Origin of the sequence: Vibrio bathopelagicus (assembly GCF_014879975.1) — a bacterium.
GTDB lineage: Bacteria > Pseudomonadota > Gammaproteobacteria > Enterobacterales > Vibrionaceae > Vibrio > Vibrio bathopelagicus.
In genome coordinates this window covers 1,594,590-1,619,613 of record NZ_CP062500.1, presented here as the reverse complement: position 1 = coordinate 1,619,613, position 25,024 = coordinate 1,594,590, and the positions used below count along the sequence as shown (strand labels likewise).

The window sequence follows — 25,024 nt, the reverse complement described above, 5'->3', positions numbered from 1 at the left end:
TCAAAGAAAGTCACCTATCAATATCCAATCGCGATGGACGTTCATCAGTCACCACGGACAAAATTCAGGTAGAACGAAAACATGTATAAGAAAATTCCATATCAGACTGGCAGACAACTGCTCGACCGGTTCTCGAGCTCTGACGAAGCACAAGCACTAATTGATGAAGAGCTCAACATTAATGATTCCATTGAAGCTTTGTTGGAAAACGAACTCTATTTCGACTTGGTTCAGTTTCTTGCGCACGGGTTGCCTGTTCGAGAAGCCATTTGGTGGGGTGCGCATACACTCGATGCAAGAAATGATGTGTGGTCTACAATGCAAAAGCAATGTATTTCAACAGCCAAGGCTTGGGTAAAGTCTCCTTCAGAAGAACAGAGACGAAAGAGCGAGCTCTTTTCCAACAAGCTTAAATTGAATTGTGGGCCATCATGGTTGGCTCAAGCTGTATTCTGGAATGGAGCTGGCAGTATTGTGGCACCAGATTTACCCAGCGTTCTGCCCGACCCGTTCCTATACTCTAAGGCAGTCGCAGGCGCAATCAACCATTCCGCGGCCTTGCCTAATTGGGATAAAACTAACGAGTACTATAAAAAATCCATTGGTATTGCTCTCGAGCTTGCCAAAGGCAGCCAATCATAAAGTTACAGGTGACAGGAGTGAACGATGACATTAGCCGCACGATTAACTGATATGCATGTTTGCCCAATGCAGACACCCGCTGTTCCACCTATCCCCCATGTAGGCGGGCCAATCAGTGGACCCGGTGTACCAACAGTTCTCATTGGTAATATGCCAGCCGCGACGCTTGGGGACATGTGCGTTTGTGTCGGACCTCCAGATAGCATCATAAAAGGCAGTGCCACTGTGCTCATAATGAGTAAACCCGCTGCGCGTATGGGCGATACAACAAGTCACGGTGGTACGATTGTTCTTGGCATGCCAACCGTGATGATTGGCGGTTAAACACCTTACATTTCATAGGGTTTCAAAAAATCGTGACATCGGTCCACTTTCTTAGATGAAGTTCAAAGTTTTAAGTAAATATCTATTTTGCATGAGACTTTTCAAGAAAAAGCTCTAGAATTAATAAATGTTAACAAGTGTTTACGAAACATAAGGAATATGTATCAAAATTAACACTTTGTACGAGCGGGATAACAAATAGATTTTTACAGGATGTATATGACAGAAATCGCCAACCTACTTGTTCCAATCTCGGATGAAGAGCCTTCAGGCTCTTATTTGAAGTTAGATCGAAGTGCCTATCGCAGCTTGAGAAACGTTTACAATAGCGCTCAATCTTCATTTCGACAGTTGGTTGAAACGCCTGATGCATCGTCTGATCCCGCCATTGTTGACGCCAATACAGAAAATTGGGCTGAATTGAAAAGGGTCTCAGAAGAAACACTGACTTCCCAATCCAAAGACCTCGAAATATTAGGTTGGTACATCACTAGCCAACTTTTCACTTCACAACCATTTCATAACTTTGCTAACGCTGTCCCTGCTCTGAATCTTTTCATCGACCAATTTTGGGATACGCTTAATCCAATGCTGCCAGAAGCTAAACTCAAAGCTTCTGACGATGCGGGAAAAGCAAAGGAAATAACTGAATTCCGAGCTAAACCCCTACTTCAACTGGTTGGTGAGTCTGTCGACTCAAGCTCTGTGTACATCCCCTTTCAAATGCTCGATTTTTGCGCTGGTGTCACATTCGGTGATTACCTCACAGCTGAGCGTAAAGGCAACATTGCAGAACTTAAAGAAACAGCGTTAGGTTCATTTGATCAAAGCGTTCCAGAGACACTCTTTCAATTAGCGAGTATTTATAGTGAATTGGAAGTTGCTGAGAAAAACCTAGCTGAAAAATGCCAAGCCGTTGGCGCAACCGTTATCAGTTTCAACTTTATCAAGACCAACGTACGCGATCTGATTAAAGCGATACATTTTCTTGTTGGAGAAAAATTCGCGCCTTGGCCTTTGGATAATGACTTCCACGTTCTACAGAACAGTGCAAAGACGTCCCAGCAAAGCGATTCGATACACTTGGCATCCCAACAAGGAAACTTAACTTCGAACGACTTAGATTCTGAACCTGAAGCAAGCCAATATTCAGGGCAAGCTAACCCCGTGAATCAAGACAACGGGAGTGTTGCTAGTGGCAGTCCAGTTCATACAGAACATGGTCAACCCGCTCAAACTCAAATGACCGTACAAAATGTATCGAGCATCAACGGCATTGTGAATCGCGACCATGCGTTTCAAGAGATTAGAAAAATCGCGGAATACTTTAAAGAAACAGAGCCCCATAGCCCTATCGCTTTCTTACTTGAGCGTTCTATTCGTTGGGGTTACATGAGCTTTCCTGAATTACTCCAAGAAATGGTTGGCAATGAAAGTGTCATCGCCCAGATCAATCAAATGACCGGAATGGACAACCTAGACAAACTTGATTTGTCGGGAAAGTCGGTTCCTGTAACAACTTCCGCTCCGGTGAGAACTCCGGTAGCGACCTCGACTATTGAAGAGCCAGCAGCCGTATCGCCAGTTCCTGATAGTTCAAATAGCACGACAGATACAAACCAAACATCTGAATCGACTTCCAACTCATCATCGAGCAGCCTGCAAGATTTTGAGTGGTAAAGCACATTAATGCGTTGAGCAAGGAGAAAGTAATGGCTTCTATTTTTATGAGAATTGAGGGTACGACACCAAAAGGTGCAGCAACTGTAGAAAAAATCGGGGGTAAAGATGGATTCTTTGCACTTGATAGCGTTTCTTGGAGTGCAGTACGTGGTGTTGGTATCGATGTAGGTAATGCAAACAATGCGGACCAAGGCATGGTTGCTCTTGGTGAAGTCAACATGACGCGTGGTTGTGATGGTGCGACACCACATCTAACCACATTCTTATATGCGCCGGGTCCAGAAGGACGCACTGTTGAAATCGTGATGACAAAACCAAACCGCGAAGGTTCTGGTGCTGATCCATACCTGATTCTAACGCTAAAAATGGCTCGTATGTCTAGCTACAATATGTCAGGTACCGATGGTTCACTTCCAAGCGAATCTTTCAGCCTAACTTATACCCAAATTTCTAAGGCTTACTACATTGAAGCAGACGGCGGTAAGATCGAGAAAGGCCCTGAGGTTGGCTTCGATGCTACTACAGCTAAAGTCACTTCGACTGCTAAGTAATTAAACAAGGAGAGTTACCGTGGCACTAAATTCCCAACATAAACGCGTAAGTAAGAACCGCGTAAGTATTACCTATGACGTTGAGACTAATGGCGCTGTAGAAACCAAAGAGCTCCCTTTTGTTGTTGGGGTTATTGGTGACTACTCGGGCCACAAGCAAGATAAAGAAGAAGTAGAAGATCGTACCTTCTATAACGTTGATAAAGACAACTTCGACACTGTAATGAAGCGTGTTGGCCCAGAGCTATCATTGAAAGTCGATAACGTTCTTGCGGGTGATGACAGCCAATTCGCGGCGAGCCTTAAGTTCAATTCGATGAAAGATTTCGAACCTGAAGCGATTATCGAACAGGTTGAACCGCTTAAGAAGCTAGTCGAAACCCGTAATCAACTGAAGGTACTGCTTTCTAAAGCCGATCGTTCTCGCGACCTAGAAAAGCTACTTAAAGAAGTTCTACAAAGTGCAGATACGATTAATGCTCTTTCTGATGAGCTTGGTATTAAAGAAGAAGGAGCTGAGTAATGAGTACTGAAACTGAGAATCAAGCGCAACCGGAGGCGGCGGAAGGCTCACTGAGCTTCCTAGACCGTGCGATTGAAGCAACCACTCAAACACCCGCTGACACAACGAAAGAACTGTTTTCTGTACTGACAGAGCAAGCACTTTCGGGCACGGTGACGTGGGATAAGAACGTTACAAAAACCATTGAAAACGCTATCTCTGAGATTGACAACAAACTGTCTCAACAGTTATCTGAAGTCATGCAACAGAAAGACCTACAAAAGCTTGAAGGTTCTTGGCGTGGTCTACAAAAACTCGTAAAAGAGAGCGAACTTGGCCGTGATCTTAAGATCAAAATGGTCGATTACACTCAAGAAGAGCTGCTTGATCAATTCGAAGATGCACCTGCGATTGACCGTAGCCCACTATTCAATGCGGTTTACCAAGGCGAATTCGGTACTGCTGGTGGTGAACCTTACGGTACATTCATTGGCGACTACGAGTTTAGCGCTAAAGATGAAGATGTTGCCCTACTTCGCTACATGGGTGAAGTTGCTGCAGCGTGTCATGCACCGTTCATTGCTGCTGCAAATGCTGAGATGTTCGAGTTTAACGACTTCCAAACTTTCTCTGAAGGTAAGCCGGTAGCCGCTGGTTTCGACTCTCCTGCTTACGCAGCATGGAATTCATTCCGTGAGAGTGATGATGCACGTTACGTAACGCTAACACTGCCTCGAACTCTGGCCCGTCTGCCTTATGGTGACAAAGGTCTAAGTACGGATGTGTTCTCTTATGAAGAACTTGGCACTGATATGGATGGCAACCCTAATCCAACCAGCAATGATCAGTTAGTTTGGTCAAATGCAGCGTATGATTTGGGTCTTAAAATGACTCAAGCTTATACCGCTTCTGGCTGGTGTACTTCCATTCGCGGACTTGATAACGGTGGTAAGGTCGAAAACCTTCCGAACCTAACTTACAAGTCTGAAGCTGGCGATCTACTTCAGCAGTGTCCAACAGAAGTTAACCTAACAGATGAGCGCGAGAAAGAGCTTTCTGACCTTGGTTTCCTTCCTTTGGTTCACTACAAGAGCTCTAACTACGCAGTATTCATTGGCGGTCAAACAACTCAGAAGCCTAAAACCTTCACTGACCCAGATGCAACAGCAAACGCTGCAATTTCTGCCCGCCTGCCTTACATCATGGCGAGTAGCCGTATCGCCCACTACCTAAAAGTAATGGGTCGAGACAAATTGGGCTCGAACCTTGAAGCTCCGGATATTAAACGAGAGCTACAACTATGGATCGACCAATACACCAACGCTGGTGCAATTGGTAATGAGCAACGTGCAAAAACCCCTCTTTGTGAATCTCGCATTGAAGTGGTCGAGCAACCTGGTAAGCCGGGTGCCTACTCAGCAGTCGCTCATTTAAGACCTTGGTTACAACTTGAAGAACTGACTACCTCAGTTCGAATGGTTGCGAAGATTCCAGGCTAATATGGATTTGGCCGGAGCAATCCGGCCAAAAATTTTGTATGAAGTTAAATACAGAATGGCAAAACAAATTCAACCAATTAGATGACACAGATAATACCTTTATGAAAGAGGCTTTATCTCTGTTATCTGAGCTAGACAAACACTCCTTAAACTCTAAATCCTCACTAATTTCATTGATATCAACACTTATATCAACAATCGATACTAAGCTCAGCTTGCAGCTTGATGAAGTCTTGCATGAACCAGAGTTTCAAAAGCTAGAGCGTAACTGGCTAAGCCTTCAACAGCTTGTTTCCCTCCCCATCAGCTATCAAAGAGCTCATGTGAAGCTGCTCGATATGAATTGGGCTGAGATCTCTAGTGACGTCAATCAAGCCTATTCAACCAAATCCAGTGACTTATATAACAAGATCGGCAATAACGAACTGAATACCTTAGGTGGACACCCTTTTGGTTGCATCACGTTTAGCCACCCGATCTCGATGGACATCGATTTTGACGCTGATTACGACGATCTGTTTACCGTAGAACTGTTAGGTAAATTAGGCGAAGCGACACTTTGCCCTATGTTGTTTTCGCCAGTATCCACGTTTTTTGGTGAAAGCGGCGCCGATTGGCTATCAGACATTGAACGTATCAATAAAATCCTTTCCGGACCCGACTTTAAAGCGTGGCAGGATTTACGTAGCAAAACGAGCTCTCGCTTTATCGGCATGGCACTTCCTCAAGTTCGCCTTCGTGATGCTTACAGAAACCGACGAGCTGGCTTTATTTACAATGAACAAGGTAAAGGTTCGTGGGGTTTAGCCAATATGGTGCTTGCGACCACTATCATGCGGGAGTTTCACCGTGTGAACTGGTTTGGTTTTTTGAAATCTCGTTGGAACGATAAACTTCAAGGCGCCGTCATCAATCTCCCTGCGAATCACTATTTCGATAGTCACCTGCAAAAGCCAGTAACGGACATTAGCTTGTTCGGGCAACTGTCGAATTTCTATGCGCAGAGCGGTTTTATCCCATTAGCGAAGAGTCCTTTAACCGATAAGTTTTACTTCAATGGTAACAATTCGATTTGGCAGTGCGGACAAAGTGACAATGACAAAGTCCTTACGCAGATTCAAACCACACTGATGTCTTGCCGCATCGCGCATTACCTAAAAGTTCAAGTAAGAGAGATGATCGGTAGCTTCAACAACGCCACGGAGTGTGAGTTGTTTTTGACGCACTGGATTGACAAGTTCTCGAGCAACGTTTCGTTCGCCAATGAAGAAACCTTATCCAAATATCCATTAAGTTTCGCCAAAGTGAGTGTCACTGAGTCAAGCTCTCAAGCTGGCAGTTTCGCTTGTACTCTGCGTATCGTTCCTCAATACCAGTTCGACTATTTCAGTGGCGAAGTAGTTCTAACTACTGACCTGAACGAGGTGGCGTAATGAGCTTTTGGAAAACCTTCATCAGTGATTCAAAGCCCTATCAGGACCCTGAGATTGAAGACATCAAGTTCCATCTCACCAAACTCTTAGAAGCAGAGGCATCATTGACCGATATCGATAACAGGTTGGTTGAAGTAAACCGTTCTAATTTGAAGTTTGGTATTGAAGATATTCAGTTACTGAGTGCGACCTTAGAAAAGACTCAGCTCACCTTGCGCATAGAAACATGGATAAAGAGCTTTGAACCACGATTACATGACATCTCTGTCGAGCTTGGAGAACGTAAAGAGGGTGACAACTCGCTTTCGTTCAACATCATCGCCAAGGTAAAAACCAGCCATGGTGAACAGGACCTTATCTTTGATTCCAAAATCGCATTAAGTGACTTAACGACCTCTTTAGAAGAAGATAACTATGACTGAACCTATTATGCGTTACTTCGAGCAAGAACTGGCCTTTGTGCGCCGTTCATTAGGGCAGTTTGGTCAGGAATACCCGACGCACGCTGAGAAGCTCAATATTCATCAAGGTAAGATTGAAGACCCTAGCATGGCTCGTCTATTAGATGGCGTCGCACTGCTGAATGCGAAGGTAGAAAAGAAACTCTCAGAGCAGCTACCTGAGGTTATTGAAGGTATTTTAAGTGTTCTTTACCCTTCCTATATTCAAACGGTTCCTAGTGTCGCTTATCTTGAATTACTTGCCGAAGATGGCCCCATTGAATCAAGTACTTTGCCAAAAGGTTCGCTGTTTTCGAGCACCAACACCAAAAACGAATGCCTATTTAGAACCGTTGACGAACTCAAAGTTGCCCCGTTTAACCTGGGTAACATCAAGGCATTAAGCGCGCCATTTAGCTTTAACAGACCGAAATCGGCCAATCAAAGTTCTGCGGTTGTTCAGATTTCTTTAAGTACTGGCGACCCAGAAGTACATTTCAGCCATTTAGAATTGAATGACCTCGATTTCTTCGTCAAAGGGTTTGAAAACAACGCAGACTCACTAGTCGAGCTTCTTCTAAACAACACCTTATCGATCTCTATTTCAGACAGTGAATGCGCTCGACACATCACGGTTGATAGCCACCAGCTTAAAAATCGAATCAGCGATCTTGAATTCAAGTTTTTACCTGAGCACGGTAATCAATTCACGGGTTACCAACTGATTAATGAATTCTTCTTTTTTAAAGAGAAGCGCCAGTTCTTTAGACTTAAGAATTTTGCCGAATACGCCAGCCAGTTTGACGAATCTGAACTCGTCATTAACTTGTTCATGTCTTCATTACCATCTGAGTTTATCCGTCTATTCAATAAAGATGTCTTTAAACTCAATGTGATACCCGCGATTAACTTGTTCGAACAAACCGGCGAACCGATCCCATACGATCACAGAACACTTTCGGTTCCGGTCAATGCCGACGCGCACAGTGACAACAATATCGAAATCATTGAAATTCAGAACGTTTACGAAATCACACCCAATGGTGAAATACCTTTAGTCCCTCTTTTTAAAGAAAAATATTCACACAACCAACAGTACGACTACTGGCAAAGTAAACACAATCACTTCGGTGAAATGAGCATTGCGATTTCGTTATCTGGAACGCCAAGTACTGAATTCAGTAAGCTGCTCGGCACTCATTTACTTTGTACTAATGGTAAACAGGCTTGTGGTGTGAGCGGCAATTTAGAGTGCTTAGAGAGTATTGACTTACCCGGTGAGTTTTCACCTATTTATCCACCTTCAGCACCCATTCCAAAAGAAGTAGACCAAAACATCCATTGGGAATTTATTAGTTTGCTGAACACAAACTTTTCATCATTGGTGCAATCAAGTAATCCAGTGGCCGACCTTAAGCACATGTTGAGTTTGTGCAGTCGTGAACAGGTATCAAGCGCTGAAATTCAGATGATTCACTCAATTACATTCAACTCCCAAGTGTCCGCAATTCGCGTGTTGGGAAAAAACGTATTCTCTCCCGGAACAGAGATTGAACTGACACTTGATGCGACCTCCCCTTATTTAGCATTTGCCGATGTGTTGAACCGCTTCTTCCAGCAGTTTTGTAGCTTTGACCGATATATCCAACTCAAGGTCCGTATCTACGGAAGAGATGGTGTCATCAAGAAGTACCCTAAAATTCACGGTAGTCAATTGTGCTTATAACTCAGCGAATGTCGGTAGCTCTGGGAATGTCAGTAACTATGCGAGCTAAGCATAGCAAGAACGATGGTCATAGGGAGATGATATGAAACATTTCATCGAAGATTTAGCGACTCAGCCTGAAAAGTACGACTTCTCTCAGGCAATGAGATTGTTGGAGCAACTTCAATCCCAAAATACAACGCCGTTGCAGATCCAATTAAAATCTGAGGCTATGCCGACAGGTAACCCACAAGAGATTCAGTACTTCTCGTTAAAGGGAAATAAAGCAAAACTTAGATTAGCGAAACAGGCGCTCTCTGGCGTTAAAGGCGTCATACCCAATTATATTTACGAAGAGTTGTTAGCTGCGATACACAATGAAGATCATTCACTGCAAGATTTTCTAGACGTGTTTAATCAACGACACTTTGAAATTACCTATCGAACCAATGCACGACGTTGGTTACTCGTTGAAAGCGAACAAAACCCGAAAAAAACAGCGTTGTTGAATCACTTTGCAGCGCTAGGAAAAGAACACAAAGAGTACCTGCAATATTCACTGTTACTGAGCCAACAAAGCCGTAGCCTTACCGCTTTGAAAAAGATCCTAAATGATTTTTTCCCTTACTCGATCGAGGTTGAATGTAAAACCTTTGAACGACGCCTTTTACCTGCCGATTCATTGACTCGAATCGGCACAAATCGGGATTTCAACAGCCGCTTAGGGCAAGGCTTTTTAGTTGGAAGAACCTGCCTCGCTCATTTTAATAACTTGAGTATTTTTGTCACACCGGAAAACAGACATGAGTTCTTAGAAATTCAACAAGATGACCAATTTGCCAAAGCGGTGCTGTCTTTAACACAGCATTACTTAAAAGACAGCACACCTGTTGCCATTTACCTGAACGTTAAGCGTTCATATTTAACCAGACCCCGTTTATCAAGCAACGTTTCTATTGCCGCTCGTTTAGGTGAGATTGACTACCTAGCACCGGAACGTAACCCCAATGAAACCGTAAAGATTTTGCTTTTGTAGTTCGTAATACGGAATGTATAGATTATAGAGATACAAGGAATTGACTATGACACAAGTAACTCTCACTAACTTAGTAGGAAAGCTATCTCCCGAGCTAAAGCAAGCGCTGGAAGCGTCGGCGGGCGCGGCGATGAACCAAGGTGTTGGAGCGATAGAAACAGAACACTGGATTCTTCAACTCATCTCGCAGAAAGACGCAAAACTCATGGCGCTGTGCGAATCTCAAAAGCTTTCATTGGACGCACTAGTTAATGAACTGACCAAGAAAATCTCTATGTTGCCTAAAGGCAATGAAGGTCAGCCAACATTAAGCCACAGCTTAACTGAATTGATCAAAGATGCTTGGATGATTGCGTCTGTAAACTACGGTCACGGTGAGATTGTCAGCTTGCACCTTATTCAGGCGCTGATGCAACAAAACGTGCTCGGCGTGAGTACCCTGCAGCTTGAAACATTAAGCAGTGTGTCATTAGAATCTCTGCAAGGTCTGATCAAGAAAACCCCTATTGCACGTAACTCTGCCGCCCCTTCTGCTAATGGAAGTATCGACACTACACCCGCTGGCAACGACGCATTAAGCAAATACACCGTCAACCTGACTCAACAAGCAATTGACGGCAATATCGACCCAATTTCTGGCCGTAATTCCGAAGTAAGAAAAGCGATTGATATCTTATGTCGTAAGCGCCAAAACAACCCGATTATGGTAGGTGAACCCGGTGTGGGTAAAACCGCTGTTGTCGAAGGCTTAGCGCTAAGAATCGCCGCAGATGAAGTTCCTAGTGCGTTGCAAGGTGTACAAATTCACTCTCTAGATCTTGGATTACTGCAAGCTGGAGCAAGCGTTAAAGGTGAGTTTGAAAACCGCCTAAAAGATGTCATCAACGAAGTGAAAAGTTCTGAAATTCCTATCATTGTTTTCATCGATGAAGCTCATACTCTCATTGGTGCAGGCGGCGCTGCCGGACAAAACGACGCAGCTAACCTTCTCAAACCAGCGCTAGCTCGTGGTGAATTCAAAACCATCGCAGCGACAACTTGGGCGGAATACAAAAAGTACTTCGAAAAAGATCCGGCTCTAACACGTCGATTCCAAGTCGTAACCATTGAAGAACCTAACGCTGAAGATGCCATGCAAATGCTTCGTGGCGTAGCCGCTTCATTGCAAGCTCACCATGGTGCGTTTATCGCAGAATCAGCGATCGAAGCAGCGGTTAACTTATCAATCCGTTACCTACCAAGTCGTCAATTACCCGATAAAGCGATCAGCCTGCTTGATACCGCCAGTGCACGAATTGCACTGACACAAGGTGCGAAACCTGAGGTATTGGAAACGCTAGAGCAGACCATTCGCTATCAAGAAAACGAGAAATCGGCGCTCGAGAAAGAAGACGCCTTGTTCTCGAATAGCGCAGAGTTAATCAAAGAGCTCACTCTATCAATTGAAGAAAACCAAAAAGCATTGGCTGCTTATTACACACGTTGGGAAAAAGAGATCGAGCTAGTAGATCAAATCAAATCTGTTCAACAAGAAATAACCGAAGAACAAGAGCAAGATGCAGTCGACGCCACTAAACAGAAACAACTCGATACTCTGCGTACTGAATTAGCCGATATACAAGGTGAAGAGCCGTTAGTTTATGCGATGGTTGACGACAACACCATTGCGCAAGTCATTGCCAATTGGACGGGTATCCCTGTGGGCAACATGATGAGTGATGAAATCGCTAAGCTGCTTACCTTGGAAGACGAACTTAATACTCGAGTGATTGGCCAAGATGTCGCGAAGAATGAGCTCGCAAAAGCGATTCGTATATCCCGTGCTGGTTTAACGGATAACCGAAAACCTATTGGTGTGTTCTTAATGTGTGGCCCAAGTGGTGTAGGTAAAACCGAAACCGCCATGGCGCTTGCGGAGCAACTGTACGGAGGTAGTAACGACCTTACCGTGATTAACATGACCGAGTTTAAAGAGGAGCATAAGATCTCTATGTTACTCGGCTCACCTGCCGGTTATGTCGGCTTTGGTGAAGGTGGTGTGTTAACAGAAGCTATCCGACGCAACCCCTACTCAGTACTGCTTTTAGACGAAATGGAAAAAGCGCACCCTGGCGTACATGATTTGTTCTATCAAATCTTCGATAAAGGCCATATCAAAGACAGTGAAGGCCGAACCGTCGATTTCAAAAACACCATCATAATCATGACATCGAACGCAGCCGATCAAGCTATCTGTGATGTGTGCGCTAAAACCACAGACCGTATCAACAACGATGAGTTACTTGAAGCAATTCGTCCAGATCTGCAGCAGTACTTTAAACCTGCTTTCTTAGGTCGAACAACCATTGTTCCTTACTACCCGCTTAATGATGAAGAACTCGCGAAGATCACTGAGATCTCTCTCAATCGAATTAAGAAAAAACTTGCGGAGCAGTATCAGGCTTCGTTCACTTGGGATGCGGATTTCATTCAGTTCGTAGTTGATCGCAATACCGACCCAACGACGGGTGGCCGGGCTGTCGAGCAAATCATCAACCGTTCATTGATGCCTAGATTAGCTGAAGAATGTATTGGTCGACTCAGCCGTAGCGAACCGATAACTCAAGTCACTGTTAGCGCGACGAACAACAGTGCCGACTTCGATTTATCTATTAAGTAGGTCTTAACTAATGAACAGCAAAGCCAGCCAAACCTTGACCAAACTTTCATTACTTAACCTGTCTCTTCGGGTTAAGTTGATGTTGGCCATCATGGCGGTTTTGCTGTTTTCCATCACCTTAAATGCCACGTTAAACTATTTTAATTTCGAGAAAAGGCTGACTGAAACCTCAGATTCTATCTATGAGATTGTGTTGGAAGAAACACATAACGATATCAACCAAGCCATCAGTTTAGGCTTACCTCTTTCAGCTATATCAAATATACAAAGCATGTTAGACCGCCGTTTAAAAATCGTTGACGGCATTACAGCCTTGGTAGTCGTCTCTAGTTCAGGCGAGCGGCTCTTTGGTACCGGAGAGGGAAATCAAGAAAATGACCGTCAGCTATCACTCGATATCACTAACTCCTTTGGTTTAGTCGAAGGCCAGGTAAAGCTCTACTATTCCACAACTCTGTTAGAGCAACAGAAAACCTTCTTGCTCAAGCTCCAGTTCCTCTATTCGGCAATTTGGATACTACTCTCTTGCCTGTTTGCCTTTGCCTCCTTGAAGTACCTATTGAAAGGTATTGTAGGCCGAGTCAAAGGCGCAACTGCAATATTTGAATCCGCTACCGATTCGGATGAATTACTGCCAACGATTACCCAAGCTCACAAGGCGCTGCAATCCCCGAACTCATTGTCTAAGTTTGAGAAGTTGAAAAACAAGCACTTTCCAGTGTTTATCATCTCTCTTGCCATCCTGTTGACGATCATTGCTAACCTTGGGGTTTCTTACCAATCGCTAGACAAGTTTTCGCAGATTTATGAGATTAAACTCGAGCAAAAGTCTAACCTAATTGGCGACTCATTAAATCAGATGATTAAAGGGTTACTCGACAAAGGAGTTCCTGACGACAAGCTGCACGGCTTAGAACAGGAGTTTGCTTTCTTCGTTGACCACCATAGCGAGATTCTCTCGATTAACTTCGAAGGACAGTCTGGCTCTTCCTATCGTTATCCGGCAGAACAAGTTGAGCACCCTTCTATCCGAGAATCGACGTTCTCACTCAACAACAGTCATACGATTCAACTAAACGTCACCACAGATAATAATTTGATCATCAATCTGCTCAAAGAAAGCGTCATGGACATGATTACTGTCTTGGTCGCCTCTTGCCTTGTGGTGGCCGAAATCATTCTGTTTATGTGCAACTTCATGATTATTTCGCCTTGGAACCAAGTAAAGAAAGTCTTCATGTTGGTGAACCGCGACATCGTTAATCACTTGGCGAAGATCTCTACGCGCGATGAAATTGGCAAACTGCTCAGCCTGACTAATCAAGCCATTACTAAGCTAAACCCTAATCAGCCATCTCAAGATATCGACAAACAAGACTTTCGATTCATTCGCTTACCCCTATTTTTATTGGTGTTCTCAGAAGCGTCTTCGCTGGCCTTTTTCCCTAGGTTTGTTTCTTCGCTAGAAAACACAACCGGCTGGATACCTGAAAACCTAGTCACTAGCTTACCCATTTCCCTGTTCATGCTTTGTTGGGCTATCTCGCTGCCGTTCGCAGGTTATTGGTCAGACAAAGTAGGCCGAAGACACTCGTTAATGACAGGAGGGCTGATCACTTGTGTCGGTTTAGTCGCGACGGCTTTCGTTCAATCTTTAGAATTTTTGCTGATAGCGCGCGCTTTCACGGCAGTCGGCTACGGTATCGTGTTCATTTCGGCGCAAGGCTATGTGTCCGATACCACCAATGACTCTAATCGAACCAAAGGCATGGCGACTTTCTTATCATCATTCTTCTCTGGATCTTTATGTGGTGCTGCTATCGGAGGAATCTTAGCGGAGAAGCTTGGATACTCAGAAACGTTTATGCTCGCCGGACTATTAGCAACACTCAGTGTGTTACTCGTCTATGTGTTTTTTGAAAAATCAAACACTGGAAACTCAAGCAAGCCCGTCAAACTAAAAGATTTCAAGCTACTGTTAAGTAACAAGTACTTTGCCTTAATCACAATATTCAGTGCCATACCTGCGAAGATCGTACTCACTGGCTTCCTTTACTACATCTGCCCTGTCTATCTGCAGTTCCTTGGTGAAAGTAGCTCTGTTTCTGGGCGTGTGATTATGGCCTATGGCCTTGCCATCATATTAATTTCGCCATTGAGTGCCATTTTGGTCGATAAACTCAAAAACAAAATGGCCTTTATTTTTATTGGCGGATTACTTTCGTCCCTTGCCTTGCTCAACTTCTATTTTTTCCAAGGCACATTAGGGTTGCTACTTATTGTGATTATTATTGGTATCGCACACGGCATCTGTGTTTCTCCTCAAATACCTTTAGTCATCGACCTACTTTCTGGTCAAGGCATCGAGAAAGGTAAAATCATCGGCATATTTAGGCTTACAGAGCGTATCGGTAATATAGCAGGGCCAATGCTAGCCGGAGTTTGTTTGAGTATCTTCGGTTACGACCAAACTATCCTTATATTTGGCGCGTCATTACTTGCGAGTTCCTTTAGTTTGATTGTGTTTTTCTCAATATTTCTGAAGTCTGATAAACAGAAGCTAGAGGTTCAATCATGAGATTTATAGTGTTCGTTCTTAGCTTCATTTTAATTATCCCACTCTCCTTCGCTAAAAGTGACGAAAAACATGTCATTCTTTTATTATGGCGAGGGGTAACCGATGCCGAACAAGGCTTCATGGATTATTTATCCCAACACGTCGATGTAAGATTTACAATTCTTGATGCAAATAGAGATATAGCACAGCTCAAACAACATATTAGAGATCTAGAATATAAAGATGCCGATCTTATTTATTCATTCGGCACTACTATCACCTTGAATTTATTAGGAACTTACACAGAACCTAGCGAGTTTAGAATAAACAGCACGACGCCAGTTGTATTCAGTATCGTTACCGACCCTGTAGGTTCTAAGTTGATTGCTGATTTATCTTCAGACGATAGAAATTTTACTGGTGTATCGCACATCGTACCCCATGAAATACAATTTAAAGCGATAGAAAAACTCAATAACATTTCAAGCCTTGGGGTTATATATAACGCTGACGAAAATAATTCGATTATCACCGCAAATAAAATGATGGAGTTATCGGAAATTTATAACAAGCGTGTTATGTTGTACCCACTTAACATTGATAAAAACAAGTCAAACAGCGACTTAATTAACCTCACGATAAACAATATGAAACGTGATGGTGTCGATATGGCTTATTTACCACCTGATTCTTACATCATCACCCAAGGAGGGGAAGTCGTATCAGGGCTACATTCGAAAGGTATCCCCACATTCTCGGCAACCGAAAGCCCAATAAGAAAGCATAAGGCCTTATTTGGTATTGTCAGCCGTTACTACAATGTTGGTCAATTTGCTGGATACAAAGCGAAAAACATATTGAAAGGAACTCAGAAAGCTTCAGACATTCCGATAGAGTCACTTAGCCAATATTCCTATATTGTTAATATCGAAGCCGCTCATAAGCTCGACTATTACCCGCCAGTGTCAATCTTGAAGATATCTGAAGTGATAGGACACTCTAATGATGTTAACTAGAGCCTCTACCATCAGATTATCGCTAGTCACTCTACTCATCTCGACGTTTTGGTCGATGAGTGCTTCTGCTCAAGTAAAAATTGGGCCATCTCGTCTAATGCTTACCACACAAGATTGGCCGCCCTACCAAAGCTACGAAAACGCAACAATGCAAGGAATTGCTTTAGACAAGGTTAAATGTGCCTTAAGTATGATGGGACAGCCTTACCAACTTACCATGACCACTTGGTCTGACGCACAACTGCGCGTGCATAGTGGCAGCCAACACGGTTTCTTCGTTGCAACCCAAACTTCAGAACGTGATGAATACGCAACGCTCTCGGCACCTATCGCAAAACAAACCTTGAATTGGTATTTTGGCCCAGGAGTGGAACCGAAGGTTGATGAATTGTCAAAGTTAAACCTTAACTTTTCTGCCAAATTTGGCTCAAACAAATGGTTTTGGCTAAAACGTAATGGATTTAACGTCGTTAAGCAGCCACGAGATGCTAAAGTATTACTAAGACTTTTAAAACAAAGGGAAATTGATGTTGTTTTAGAGGATGAGTTGGTCTTTAAAAGAGAACTAGATAAAGCCTCTTTACCACTCGATTACTTCAATTCGACGAATTTAGATACCAAGGATATGGGGGTCTATTTTTCGAATCGATTCCTTAAAACCTACTCAGGTTTCCTAGATAGTTTTAACTCAGCCATATCCAAGTGCAAGGAGTAGCCATTGTCCATCAGTGTCCACATGATTTCTGTACCTGCTGAAGAGGTCGTTTCCTCTAGAGTGACGTATCTGCCCGAAAGTGGCGGAAGCTTAGGTCGTTCTCCATCATGTGATATTGCGCTACCCGATCAAACGAAATGGATCTCAAGAACTCACTGCCAACTTTACCCTACAGACCGTGGTTACGTGATTAAAGACATCAGTAACAACGGCGTGTCGTTGAACGATAAGTCGCTGGCAAAAGAGAAAGAGTACGTCATTACCGATGGTGACATCATCAAACTGGGTGGCTACACACTACTGGTGAGCCTATTGAGTGATCCAAAAATGAGCGCGGCCAATAACACCACACAGGATGACAATTTTATAGAACCTTTCAACTTAAAACTGGATGACAGCGACACAGACTTTTTAGATGACGCACCGCAAGTCGCGACAGTTAAGAAAACCTCAAACTTCTCTTCAAAGAATGTATTGAGTGACGACCCCTTCTCGTCTGATCCTTTTGAAGACTTAGACGACGACAAAGTCGTACCCAACATTGAAGTGGACGAAATCGCTCATCGCGATAGCAATGCTCTCTCTGCTACTGAATTAGAGTATTTACCCGTTAATGTTGAGAACAATACCCGTATTGAAGAGTCGATCGACAAACTCATTACGTTAACTGAGAAGAATCAACAGTATTTACAGAACCCACAGCTACAACAAAAAGCGCTGTTCGATGCATTAGAACAGACGGTTGATCAGTTCTTGAATGAGTTTGCACCAAAGCAGCTTGAGAACCAGTTTAGTGAATACGTGAGTAGCGGTATTTTTACCAACAAAGATAAAAAATATTGGAAGATCTACAGAAAGCACTTCCAACACCGCCAAGACAACGGAGATTTCAGACGTCAGTTCAAAGCGCTGTTTATGGAGAACATGCAAAAGCAAAGTGAGGAGAGAGAATGAAACGTCTCATACTCTTATCGCTTTGTTTACTGATCACAGCATGCTCTTCATCGGAGCCTGCTCCTGTTGTCACTCAATACTCGTTGACCGTTAAAGCGGATGCGACAGTCAACCAATACAACGACGACCAAGCCAACCCTGTTGTGGTTAGGCTTTACCAATTAACGGATCAACAACTGTTCAAACAACTTCCGTTTATAGATTTGTACAACAATGACCTGCAGCTATTGGCGGCAAACTTAGTTTCAAAACAGGTATTACCGATTGTACTACCTAACTCAGAGCAAAAGCTGACGTTAGACGTCAACAAGAACACGCAATACATTGCAGCTCTGGTCGAATTCGCTGATTACCAGAATGGCACAACCAAGACCGTTTTGATGATGCCTTCCGATCCAGAGCAAACCTTAGAGTTAACGATTACAGGGAAGAAAGCAGAGTTAGCCGTGATACAGCCTGACTCCAGCTGGTGGCAAATCTTTTAATAAAAAAGCCAAGATATAAAAATAATAGAAAAGGATTTTACGTGGACGCTTTCAAAAAAGTAGTTTGGCAAGAAGGGATGTTTATTGCTCCTCAGCACTTTCAGCAGCAAGACCGTTACGTGCAAAATTACATTCGTCAGAATATCGAAACACTGGCTGGTTTTGCCCCTTTCTTCGGCATCACCGAGTTAGTACTTAACCACGATCTATTGAAGATCGGTAAGCTGTCTATTCCAAGCTGTTCTGGTGTGTTCCCTGATGGAACCCAATTCAATCTCAAGCAAGAGATCGTAGTCGACATTCCTCAAGGTACCATTGAAACCATCGTTTACCTTGCTCTGCCAATCTCCTTACAAGGCAACAATGATTACAGCGAAGATGGCCAAGAACAAAGCCGTTACATCACACGTTCAATCAATGTCTTCGACACGTCTACCTCTGAAAATGCCAGTGTTGAAGTTGATGTCGCTCAGCTTAATATCAGCCTCAAATTCGCTGGAGAAGACACGTCTGGTTTTACCCTAATTCCCGTCGCTAAGATCTTAGAGATCAGCGACTCTGATGAAGTCATGCTCGATAGAGCCTTTATCCCTGCCTGCTTACATTACGGCGCTTCAACTCTCCTTAGCGAACGAGTCAAAGAGATTCATGCGCTGGTAAGTAACCGAGCTCAAAACCTTCTTAAACGCATCGAGGCTGGCCAAGGGCAAAAAAGTCCTCAGTCTATGATGCAAGATTTCCTATGGCTTCAAACACTCAACACTTGGCTACCGTGGTTTGAATTAACCATCAGTAACACCAAATACCCGACACACGAACTTTATTCAAAGTTGAAACAGTTTGAAGCTCAAGTCATGGCGTTAACACCAGCAATTCCAGATGAGTGCCAGCCTTTAAAATATGACAAGCTCTACGACAACTTTAACCCACTGTTTTCGAGCCTAAGAAACTTACTCACCCTGGTTCAACAAGACTCGGTTATCGAATTCAAGTGGGACATTTCACTGTTTGAGAAACGCCGTTTACTTCGCACATTAATCAAAGACCCTAGCAGCGTTTATAACCGTCGTTTCGTTCTCAGTGTTAAGTCCGATATCAGCAGCACAGAGCTTAATGAACTGTTCCCTATTTCAGCCAAGTTAAGCAGTAACAACAAGATTGTTGAGTTAGTGAGAAGCTCGCTGTCTGGCATTTCGTTAACGCCACTTCCTATCGCACCGAGTGAGCTAAAACCGATGCAAGGTGTCGCTTATTTTGAAGTCGATACCAAAGATCGGAATTGGTTAGATATGCTTGATACGCGTGATGCGATTGCGCTGCACGTCGATGCTCGCATACCCGCTCTCGAAGTCGTTCTATACGCGTTGAGATAATGGCCATGGATTATTTAGACGAAGAAACACTGGTTATAGATAAAGCATCAAAAAGCTCTGCGAATACAGAGTCTGACCAAGCTTTGTCTAAATTAGTTGCGGTGCACTCCACCAGCACCCAAGAAGAGTTTCTGCGTCACTTTGATAAGGCAGAGAATCAACTGATCAACATCAGTAGTGATTTGCTGACCAAAACACTCAAAATCTCAACGCTGTCTGAACCCGAAGATTTAACCGTTTTCCGAGAGCAGTTTATTCAAGGTATTAACGACATAAAGGCTCAAGCAACCGAGCTTACCTACCCTATTGCCGTTATCGATAAACTTTGCTTTTTGTACGCTGTAGTCATTGATGAATTCATCATCTACACCGAGTGGGGGGAGAAACGCGGCTGGGAAAATAAAACCCTACTTAGCGATCTGTTTGGCATGCGTAATGGCGGTGAACTGTTCTTCTCTGTTGCTGAAAAAGCCGCAAGACAACCACACAAGCTGATCGATCTGCTGGAGATTATCTACCTCTTCATCAATATTGGATTCAAAGGCCAATATCGCGAAGGCGGCGCTGAACAGTTAAAAGCATTCGTTCATCAATTAGAACAAACCATCAGTCAATATCGTACCGCGAGTGGCGTTCACTGCCGCACGAAGGTAAAACTACCTGACGTAAGAAAACCGACTAGACGTAAACGTTACTTCATTACCAGCTTGTTTTTCTTTTGTTTGATAGCAACTAGTATTGGTTTAACGGAGTTCTGGTACAACAAAACCCACGCACAGCGATCGCGTGATTTCACCTTTTTACCGAACTTTAGCCAACGCTATGTTCTATCTGGAGAAATCCAAGACATTGTCTTCATCAGCCAAGATAACGACTTGGAAAACCCTCCTCGTCACGCGAGTAAAGCTGACGCAGTAGAAGCCTCAAAAACGACTAACTTCACGCCAAGCTCAACCAATTGGTTGGTGCAACTCGCGACGTTCTCAAATAAGAAAAATGCCCAAGCTTTCATCAAGAATCTATCTCCGTCAGCTTATGAGCCAATCATCTCACCTTACAAGAAATACTATCGAGTGATATTAAGAGCCAACACCTCAGAAGAAGCGAGAACAATCAAAGCTTGGTTCGTAGAAAGCGACCAAATAAACGCCATTATTGTTCGCACTTCTGCGCATGACTTAAACAAGGAAGAGTCTAACTGATTATGCCGGATGCCAAATCAAACAAGTCAGGCAACGTTAAGAAAACAGTAGGCATTTCTGCCCTAGCCTCTGTCGCCTTTTTTACCGTCGCCTCTAGTGTCATTCTGTTAACACCACTCAATGCTTATTTAGTGTGGACGCTGACGACTATCGCCATCGTCTCTACGCTTATCGGCTTCATTTGCTATTGGGTGCTCATCAAACGCAGCGCAAAATCACAAGAAGAGTCTTTGGATAAAGAACTGATTCGGAAAAGACAAAAGCAATTAGCAAATCATTTTAAACGGATGATCAGTGGTCAGAAGCGTAAAACTCGCTTAACCAGTCGTTACGATCAACCCATCTATTTACTATTGAGTCAAAACCCAAACAAAGACAAAAGCATCATCACTCAAATGGGCTACGAAGCGTATAAGCTTGACGACTTCGGTAATGACATCGAATTCCCGATCCTATTTTGGGTCAGTGAGCACTCTATTTTAGTGTCGGTGAGTATGGGAGAAGACCAGCATCCTGAATATCTAAAAACACTCAGTCAGTCTCTAACCGCATGGCGCCCGAGACAAGCAGCTAATGGCTTGTTGCTCACCACTGACGTATCGTCACTACTGGAAAATAACGAACAGATAACACAGCAGGCTGACGAGCTTAAATCGACAATCAAGACGTTCAATCAAGCCTTTGGTGTAAGCCTACCGATTTATAACGTCATCTCGAATATGGGCAGCATCAGCGACTTTTGTCAGTTCTTCTCTGCTTTTGACGAGTCGAAAAGAGATGAAGTATTCGGTGCCACAGCGCCTTACTCTGCACATGGTGGCATCGATGCGAACTGGTTCAATGATGAATACGATCATTTAATCAGTGAACTGATTGCGAACATGAGCAATGCACTAGCAGGTCAATTGAATCAAGATTATCGAAACTCTATTGCCAGTGCTCCTTTCCAGTTTGGACTATTGAAACAAAACCTTTGGCTGTTCCTCAATCGATTATACCGAGGTGAGCAACTCAGTGACGCACTGCAGTTCAGAGGCTTCTATTTCACTCATGATGGCCAAAGCTCTTCGCAATCCGACTTACTTGCGAGTGCGGTCTCCTACTCTGTAGGACATGAACACTACCAACAGAACGAGCAAATCCCTGTTAATCAGACTTTGTTTGCCCAATACCTCATGACACACGTGATCCTATCGGAACACGAACTAGTGGGCGTAAACAAACGTAAAGAGAACACCTTGTTGGTTAACCAAGTTCTGTTCACGCTCTCTTGGATTGGTTTACTCGCAGCCGTGTTATTGGTGATTAAGTTCGACTTTGATTTCCAAAATCAACGTGAGACCAGAGCGGATGTAATGTTGGAACGCTACAAAGAAGCGATATCTGCCTCACCTTATGATATTGAAAACATGGCAGATAACATTCCGAACCTGTTCTCACTACAGCGAATATATAACCTCTACAAACAGCCCGAGCCTTGGTATAGCTTACCGTTTATGCCGAACCCTAGTATCAAGGAAGAAGTCGAAGAAGCCTATTTCACGGAGTTACAACAGGTGCTTATCCCTTCGATGGAAAATACGATCGAGAAAGACCTGTTTGTGTACGTAAACCTTGAAGATCAATCTCAAACGCTGTCTCTGCTTAATAACTACCGTTTACTTTTTAACAAAGACAGAACCAATGTCCAAGAGCTTAAAAACTACTACGTTCGTACTCTGCAAGACCAAGGAGAGGCAGATAGCATCAACATTGCTCAGCTAGAAGTACTATTGAATGACATATTTGCACGTAACCTAACGCCAATAAAATCGAACCATGATTTAGAGAGCCTAGCTAAGAAAGTCATCACCCAGACAGGTATTGAAACCCTGTTGTACGAACATATCCAAAGTTCTACTATCTATGCAAAGCGCGTCGATATTCGTGGTGAATTAGGTGAGAACTTTGACTCAGTACTTCAATTCTCGCCAAGTTACGCCGGCTACTTAGTTCCGTATATTTATACGCCAACGGGTTTTAACGAACTCGATTTATCAGTCAACTCCCCGACTCTTAAATCTGCTTTGCAGTCTTATGAAGGCGTTGCCGGTGCTTATCCTAGCGCACTCGAGCTTCACCGAATCAGCCGAGAGTTGAAGCAAACCTACCAGAATGATTACATTAACTATTGGCGTGATTTGGTTCGTAATGTCGAAGTCAAAGAAGTGGCTGACCCTACGCAATTAAAAAATACGTTAACGAGCCTGTCAGAAGCCAGCAATAATCCATTAGTCAGTTTGTACTCGACGATCGCTAAGTACACCTATGTAGAACTAGAAATACCAGCTAAGGGTGACAAGGAACAAGATCCTGCAAGCATGCCAATTCAAGATCCTGACAAAAAAGAATCCGCTCGTCAGATATCTCTTAGTTTCCAATCGTACAAAAAACAGGTTTCTGCCAACGACCAAGGTAAGAAGCCCATAGACAACCTACTAACCGCATTTATTAACGCTAAAAAGTGGGGAGACAAGTTTTACGAGACTAAAGAGCCACAAAAGGTCGCCTTTGATACGTTGTCCGTGACGTTGCAAGCTGGTAATCCGATTGCGTCGCTATCAAGCCTCTCCAACAATCATTTAACGGTCGCTGAAGAGCTGATTAATAAAGTGGTACATCAGAGTAATGAGACGGTGATGTCACTGGCTCACGATTACCTGAATACAGTGTGGTCGAAAGAAGTGTATCAACCTTACCAACAGCGATTGGCTTCGTTTTATCCGTTCAACCGAAAATCTAAATCGGATGTCAGTGTTGCGGATGTTAAAGCCTTCTTCGTTACTAATGGCATCGTCGATAAATTCTCTCAAACTCGTTTAAATGGATTTATCAAAAACAGTGACGAAGCACCCTATTTACCGGGATTACTACCAGGTACAGGGTTATCCATTACACCTGAAGTTTGGACAATGATTGATAAGGCCGCTGATATAAAGAACGCCCTATTCTTAGCGGATCCATCGAACATTCTGATCAATTTCCAACTGAAAGCCGTCGATATGACGCCAAACATCACGGAGTTTTCAATCATTTCAGATAAGCCTATCTTTACCTATCGTCATGGCCCAACGCTATGGAGCCAACAATCGTGGCAAGGTGACGCGAAGTTTATCGAGAAGTTGGGCATTCAACTCAATGCTCAGGATTCTACAATTGGCCAGAACACCGTAAAAGGAACATGGAGTTGGTTCCGTTTGTTCGAGCCAAACGTGAATTTCACCTCTGCACAAGATACTCAGGTTGAGTTTGTATACGGTGACAGTAAAGTAAAGCTGACCATCAAAACTCAAGGTCAATCGAACCCATTTGTTCCCGGTTTCTTCTCTGGATTCTCACTACCAAGTGGTATCTGATAACGCACTTTCAAACAGCTCGTCATGTCCATTAAGGCGAGCTCAAATTTCTGAGGATGATCTATTCTCAAAAACGGACTCGAACGATGAAAAGCTTCTGCAAGTGTTCAACGCTCATGGATACACTAACCTCTCTCGTTTAAGTTCACGGGTTTTCAAAGCCCAACATCCTAGTTGGGGGCTGGTTACGATAAAATCAGCTCAAGAGTTAAAGCACCGCCATTTCTTAAAACAAGAGGCGGAGTTTCTGTATTCAAATACCAATTTCAATACCGACTCCAATAAAAATGATATCTGGCCTAACTATTGTGATTACTTTTCTAGCCACAAGAGTGACTGTTTAGTTCTTTCTTACATGAATGGTAAAACACTGCTAGAGATACAAGCATATTCAAATTTAGCGGAGTGTTTACCTTCACGCTGGCTTAACGCTTTAGAATCTACAATTAACCAAGTCCACAGGTTAGGTTTCGTTCATGGTGATATTAAGCCATCCAACATCGTATTCTGCCCACAAGGACAAGCTCAACTCATCGACTTTGGCTCTGTTACTAACATAGGTACTGAACGCGAACAACTTCGCTTTGACAGTTACACGCCTCGGTACTTTAGACAGGACTTGGTAACAAGCAAGCTTGACGATTGGTTCGCTCTTGCGGTTACGTTAGAGGAATTTTTAGATGATACAGCCCTACCAACTCGGTATCAGATTCTACTAAAACAGCATAGATAAGCCGACTATATTTATATCTATATCTTCAGACAAAGAAAAAGCGGATGATCAATCATCCGCTTTTTTGTTCGCTTCAAGCCACTTGGCCTATGTTGTGAAATCAATAACCTGAGTGATTCC

Annotated in this window: 20 protein-coding genes; all 20 read left to right on the top strand. The window is 43.4% G+C overall.

The features are described 5' to 3' along the window. The first annotated feature begins 81 nt into the window (after nt 1-81). Nucleotides 82-642 (top strand): DUF6931 family protein, encoded by a 561-nt coding sequence (locus IHV80_RS07155; RefSeq protein ID WP_192890590.1) that lies wholly within the window; start codon nt 82-84, stop codon nt 640-642. Between the two features lie 24 nt (nt 643-666). After that, nucleotides 667-966, top strand: coding sequence for a PAAR domain-containing protein (locus IHV80_RS07150; protein WP_017110734.1), 300 nt, complete (start codon nt 667-669; stop codon nt 964-966). Nucleotides 967-1,185: 219 nt separating this feature from the next. After that, nucleotides 1,186-2,646 carry a type VI secretion system protein TssA gene (locus tag IHV80_RS07145; protein WP_192890589.1) on the top strand — a complete coding sequence of 487 codons (1,461 nt, stop codon included), beginning with the start codon at nt 1,186-1,188 and terminating at the stop codon, nt 2,644-2,646. A gap of 32 nt (nt 2,647-2,678) precedes the next feature. Next, entirely contained in the window at nt 2,679-3,200 is a 522-nt protein-coding gene (locus IHV80_RS07140) for an Hcp family type VI secretion system effector (RefSeq protein ID WP_192890588.1), read from the top strand. Between the two features lie 19 nt (nt 3,201-3,219). Next, nucleotides 3,220-3,723: a type VI secretion system contractile sheath small subunit gene (gene tssB, locus IHV80_RS07135; protein WP_017110737.1), complete on the top strand. Its 504-nt coding sequence runs from the start codon at nt 3,220-3,222 to the stop codon at nt 3,721-3,723. After that, on the top strand, nt 3,723-5,201 hold the full coding sequence (gene tssC, locus IHV80_RS07130; RefSeq protein WP_192890587.1) for a type VI secretion system contractile sheath large subunit: 1,479 nt from the start codon (nt 3,723-3,725) through the stop codon (nt 5,199-5,201). The genes tssB and tssC overlap by 1 nt, the downstream gene beginning before the upstream one ends. Before the next feature lie 38 nt (nt 5,202-5,239). Next, nucleotides 5,240-6,634, top strand: coding sequence for a type VI secretion system contractile sheath domain-containing protein (locus IHV80_RS07125; protein WP_192890586.1), 1,395 nt, complete (start codon nt 5,240-5,242; stop codon nt 6,632-6,634). Continuing rightward, nucleotides 6,634-7,056: a type VI secretion system baseplate subunit TssE gene (gene tssE, locus IHV80_RS07120; RefSeq protein ID WP_192890585.1), complete on the top strand. Its 423-nt coding sequence runs from the start codon at nt 6,634-6,636 to the stop codon at nt 7,054-7,056. The genes IHV80_RS07125 and tssE overlap by 1 nt, the downstream gene beginning before the upstream one ends. Then, complete coding sequence (gene tssF, locus IHV80_RS07115) at nt 7,049-8,800, top strand: type VI secretion system baseplate subunit TssF (RefSeq protein WP_192890584.1); 1,752 nt, start codon at nt 7,049-7,051, stop codon at nt 8,798-8,800. The genes tssE and tssF overlap by 8 nt, the downstream gene beginning before the upstream one ends. 82 nt (nt 8,801-8,882) lie before the next feature. Then, nucleotides 8,883-9,815: a type VI secretion system baseplate subunit TssG gene (locus IHV80_RS07110; protein WP_192890583.1), complete on the top strand. Its 933-nt coding sequence runs from the start codon at nt 8,883-8,885 to the stop codon at nt 9,813-9,815. Nucleotides 9,816-9,861: 46 nt separating this feature from the next. Then, complete coding sequence (gene tssH / locus IHV80_RS07105; protein WP_192890582.1) at nt 9,862-12,474, top strand: type VI secretion system ATPase TssH; 2,613 nt, start codon at nt 9,862-9,864, stop codon at nt 12,472-12,474. 10 nt (nt 12,475-12,484) lie between these two features. Next, nucleotides 12,485-15,052, top strand: coding sequence for an MFS transporter (locus IHV80_RS07100; RefSeq protein ID WP_192890581.1), 2,568 nt, complete (start codon nt 12,485-12,487; stop codon nt 15,050-15,052). Next, the gene (locus tag IHV80_RS07095; RefSeq protein WP_192890580.1) at nt 15,049-16,047 is read left to right on the top strand and encodes an ABC transporter substrate-binding protein; all 999 of its coding nucleotides are present in this window, start codon (nt 15,049-15,051) and stop codon (nt 16,045-16,047) included. Before IHV80_RS07100 ends, IHV80_RS07095 begins: the two co-directional genes overlap by 4 nt. Further along, entirely contained in the window at nt 16,034-16,762 is a 729-nt protein-coding gene (locus IHV80_RS07090; RefSeq protein WP_192890579.1) for a type 2 periplasmic-binding domain-containing protein, read from the top strand. The genes IHV80_RS07095 and IHV80_RS07090 overlap by 14 nt, the downstream gene beginning before the upstream one ends. 3 nt (nt 16,763-16,765) lie before the next feature. Further along, complete coding sequence (locus tag IHV80_RS07085; protein ID WP_192890578.1) at nt 16,766-17,716, top strand: FHA domain-containing protein; 951 nt, start codon at nt 16,766-16,768, stop codon at nt 17,714-17,716. After that, nucleotides 17,713-18,201 (top strand): type VI secretion system lipoprotein TssJ, encoded by a 489-nt coding sequence (gene tssJ / locus IHV80_RS07080; protein WP_086713367.1) that lies wholly within the window; start codon nt 17,713-17,715, stop codon nt 18,199-18,201. The genes IHV80_RS07085 and tssJ overlap by 4 nt, the downstream gene beginning before the upstream one ends. Nucleotides 18,202-18,242: 41 nt before the next feature. Further along, nucleotides 18,243-19,574, top strand: a complete 1,332-nt coding sequence (gene tssK / locus IHV80_RS07075; protein ID WP_192890577.1) for a type VI secretion system baseplate subunit TssK — start codon at nt 18,243-18,245, stop codon at nt 19,572-19,574. A gap of 5 nt (nt 19,575-19,579) precedes the next feature. Next, the gene (gene icmH, locus IHV80_RS07070) at nt 19,580-20,776 is read left to right on the top strand and encodes a type IVB secretion system protein IcmH/DotU (protein ID WP_192890576.1); all 1,197 of its coding nucleotides are present in this window, start codon (nt 19,580-19,582) and stop codon (nt 20,774-20,776) included. Nucleotides 20,777-20,778: 2 nt separating this feature from the next. After that, nucleotides 20,779-24,171 (top strand): type VI secretion system membrane subunit TssM, encoded by a 3,393-nt coding sequence (gene tssM / locus IHV80_RS07065; protein ID WP_192890575.1) that lies wholly within the window; start codon nt 20,779-20,781, stop codon nt 24,169-24,171. Then, a complete protein-coding gene (locus tag IHV80_RS07060; RefSeq protein ID WP_226088516.1) occupies nt 24,125-24,904 on the top strand; it encodes a protein kinase domain-containing protein in 780 nt (259 codons plus the stop codon). The genes tssM and IHV80_RS07060 overlap by 47 nt, the downstream gene beginning before the upstream one ends. Nucleotides 24,905-25,024: the final 120 nt, after the last annotated feature.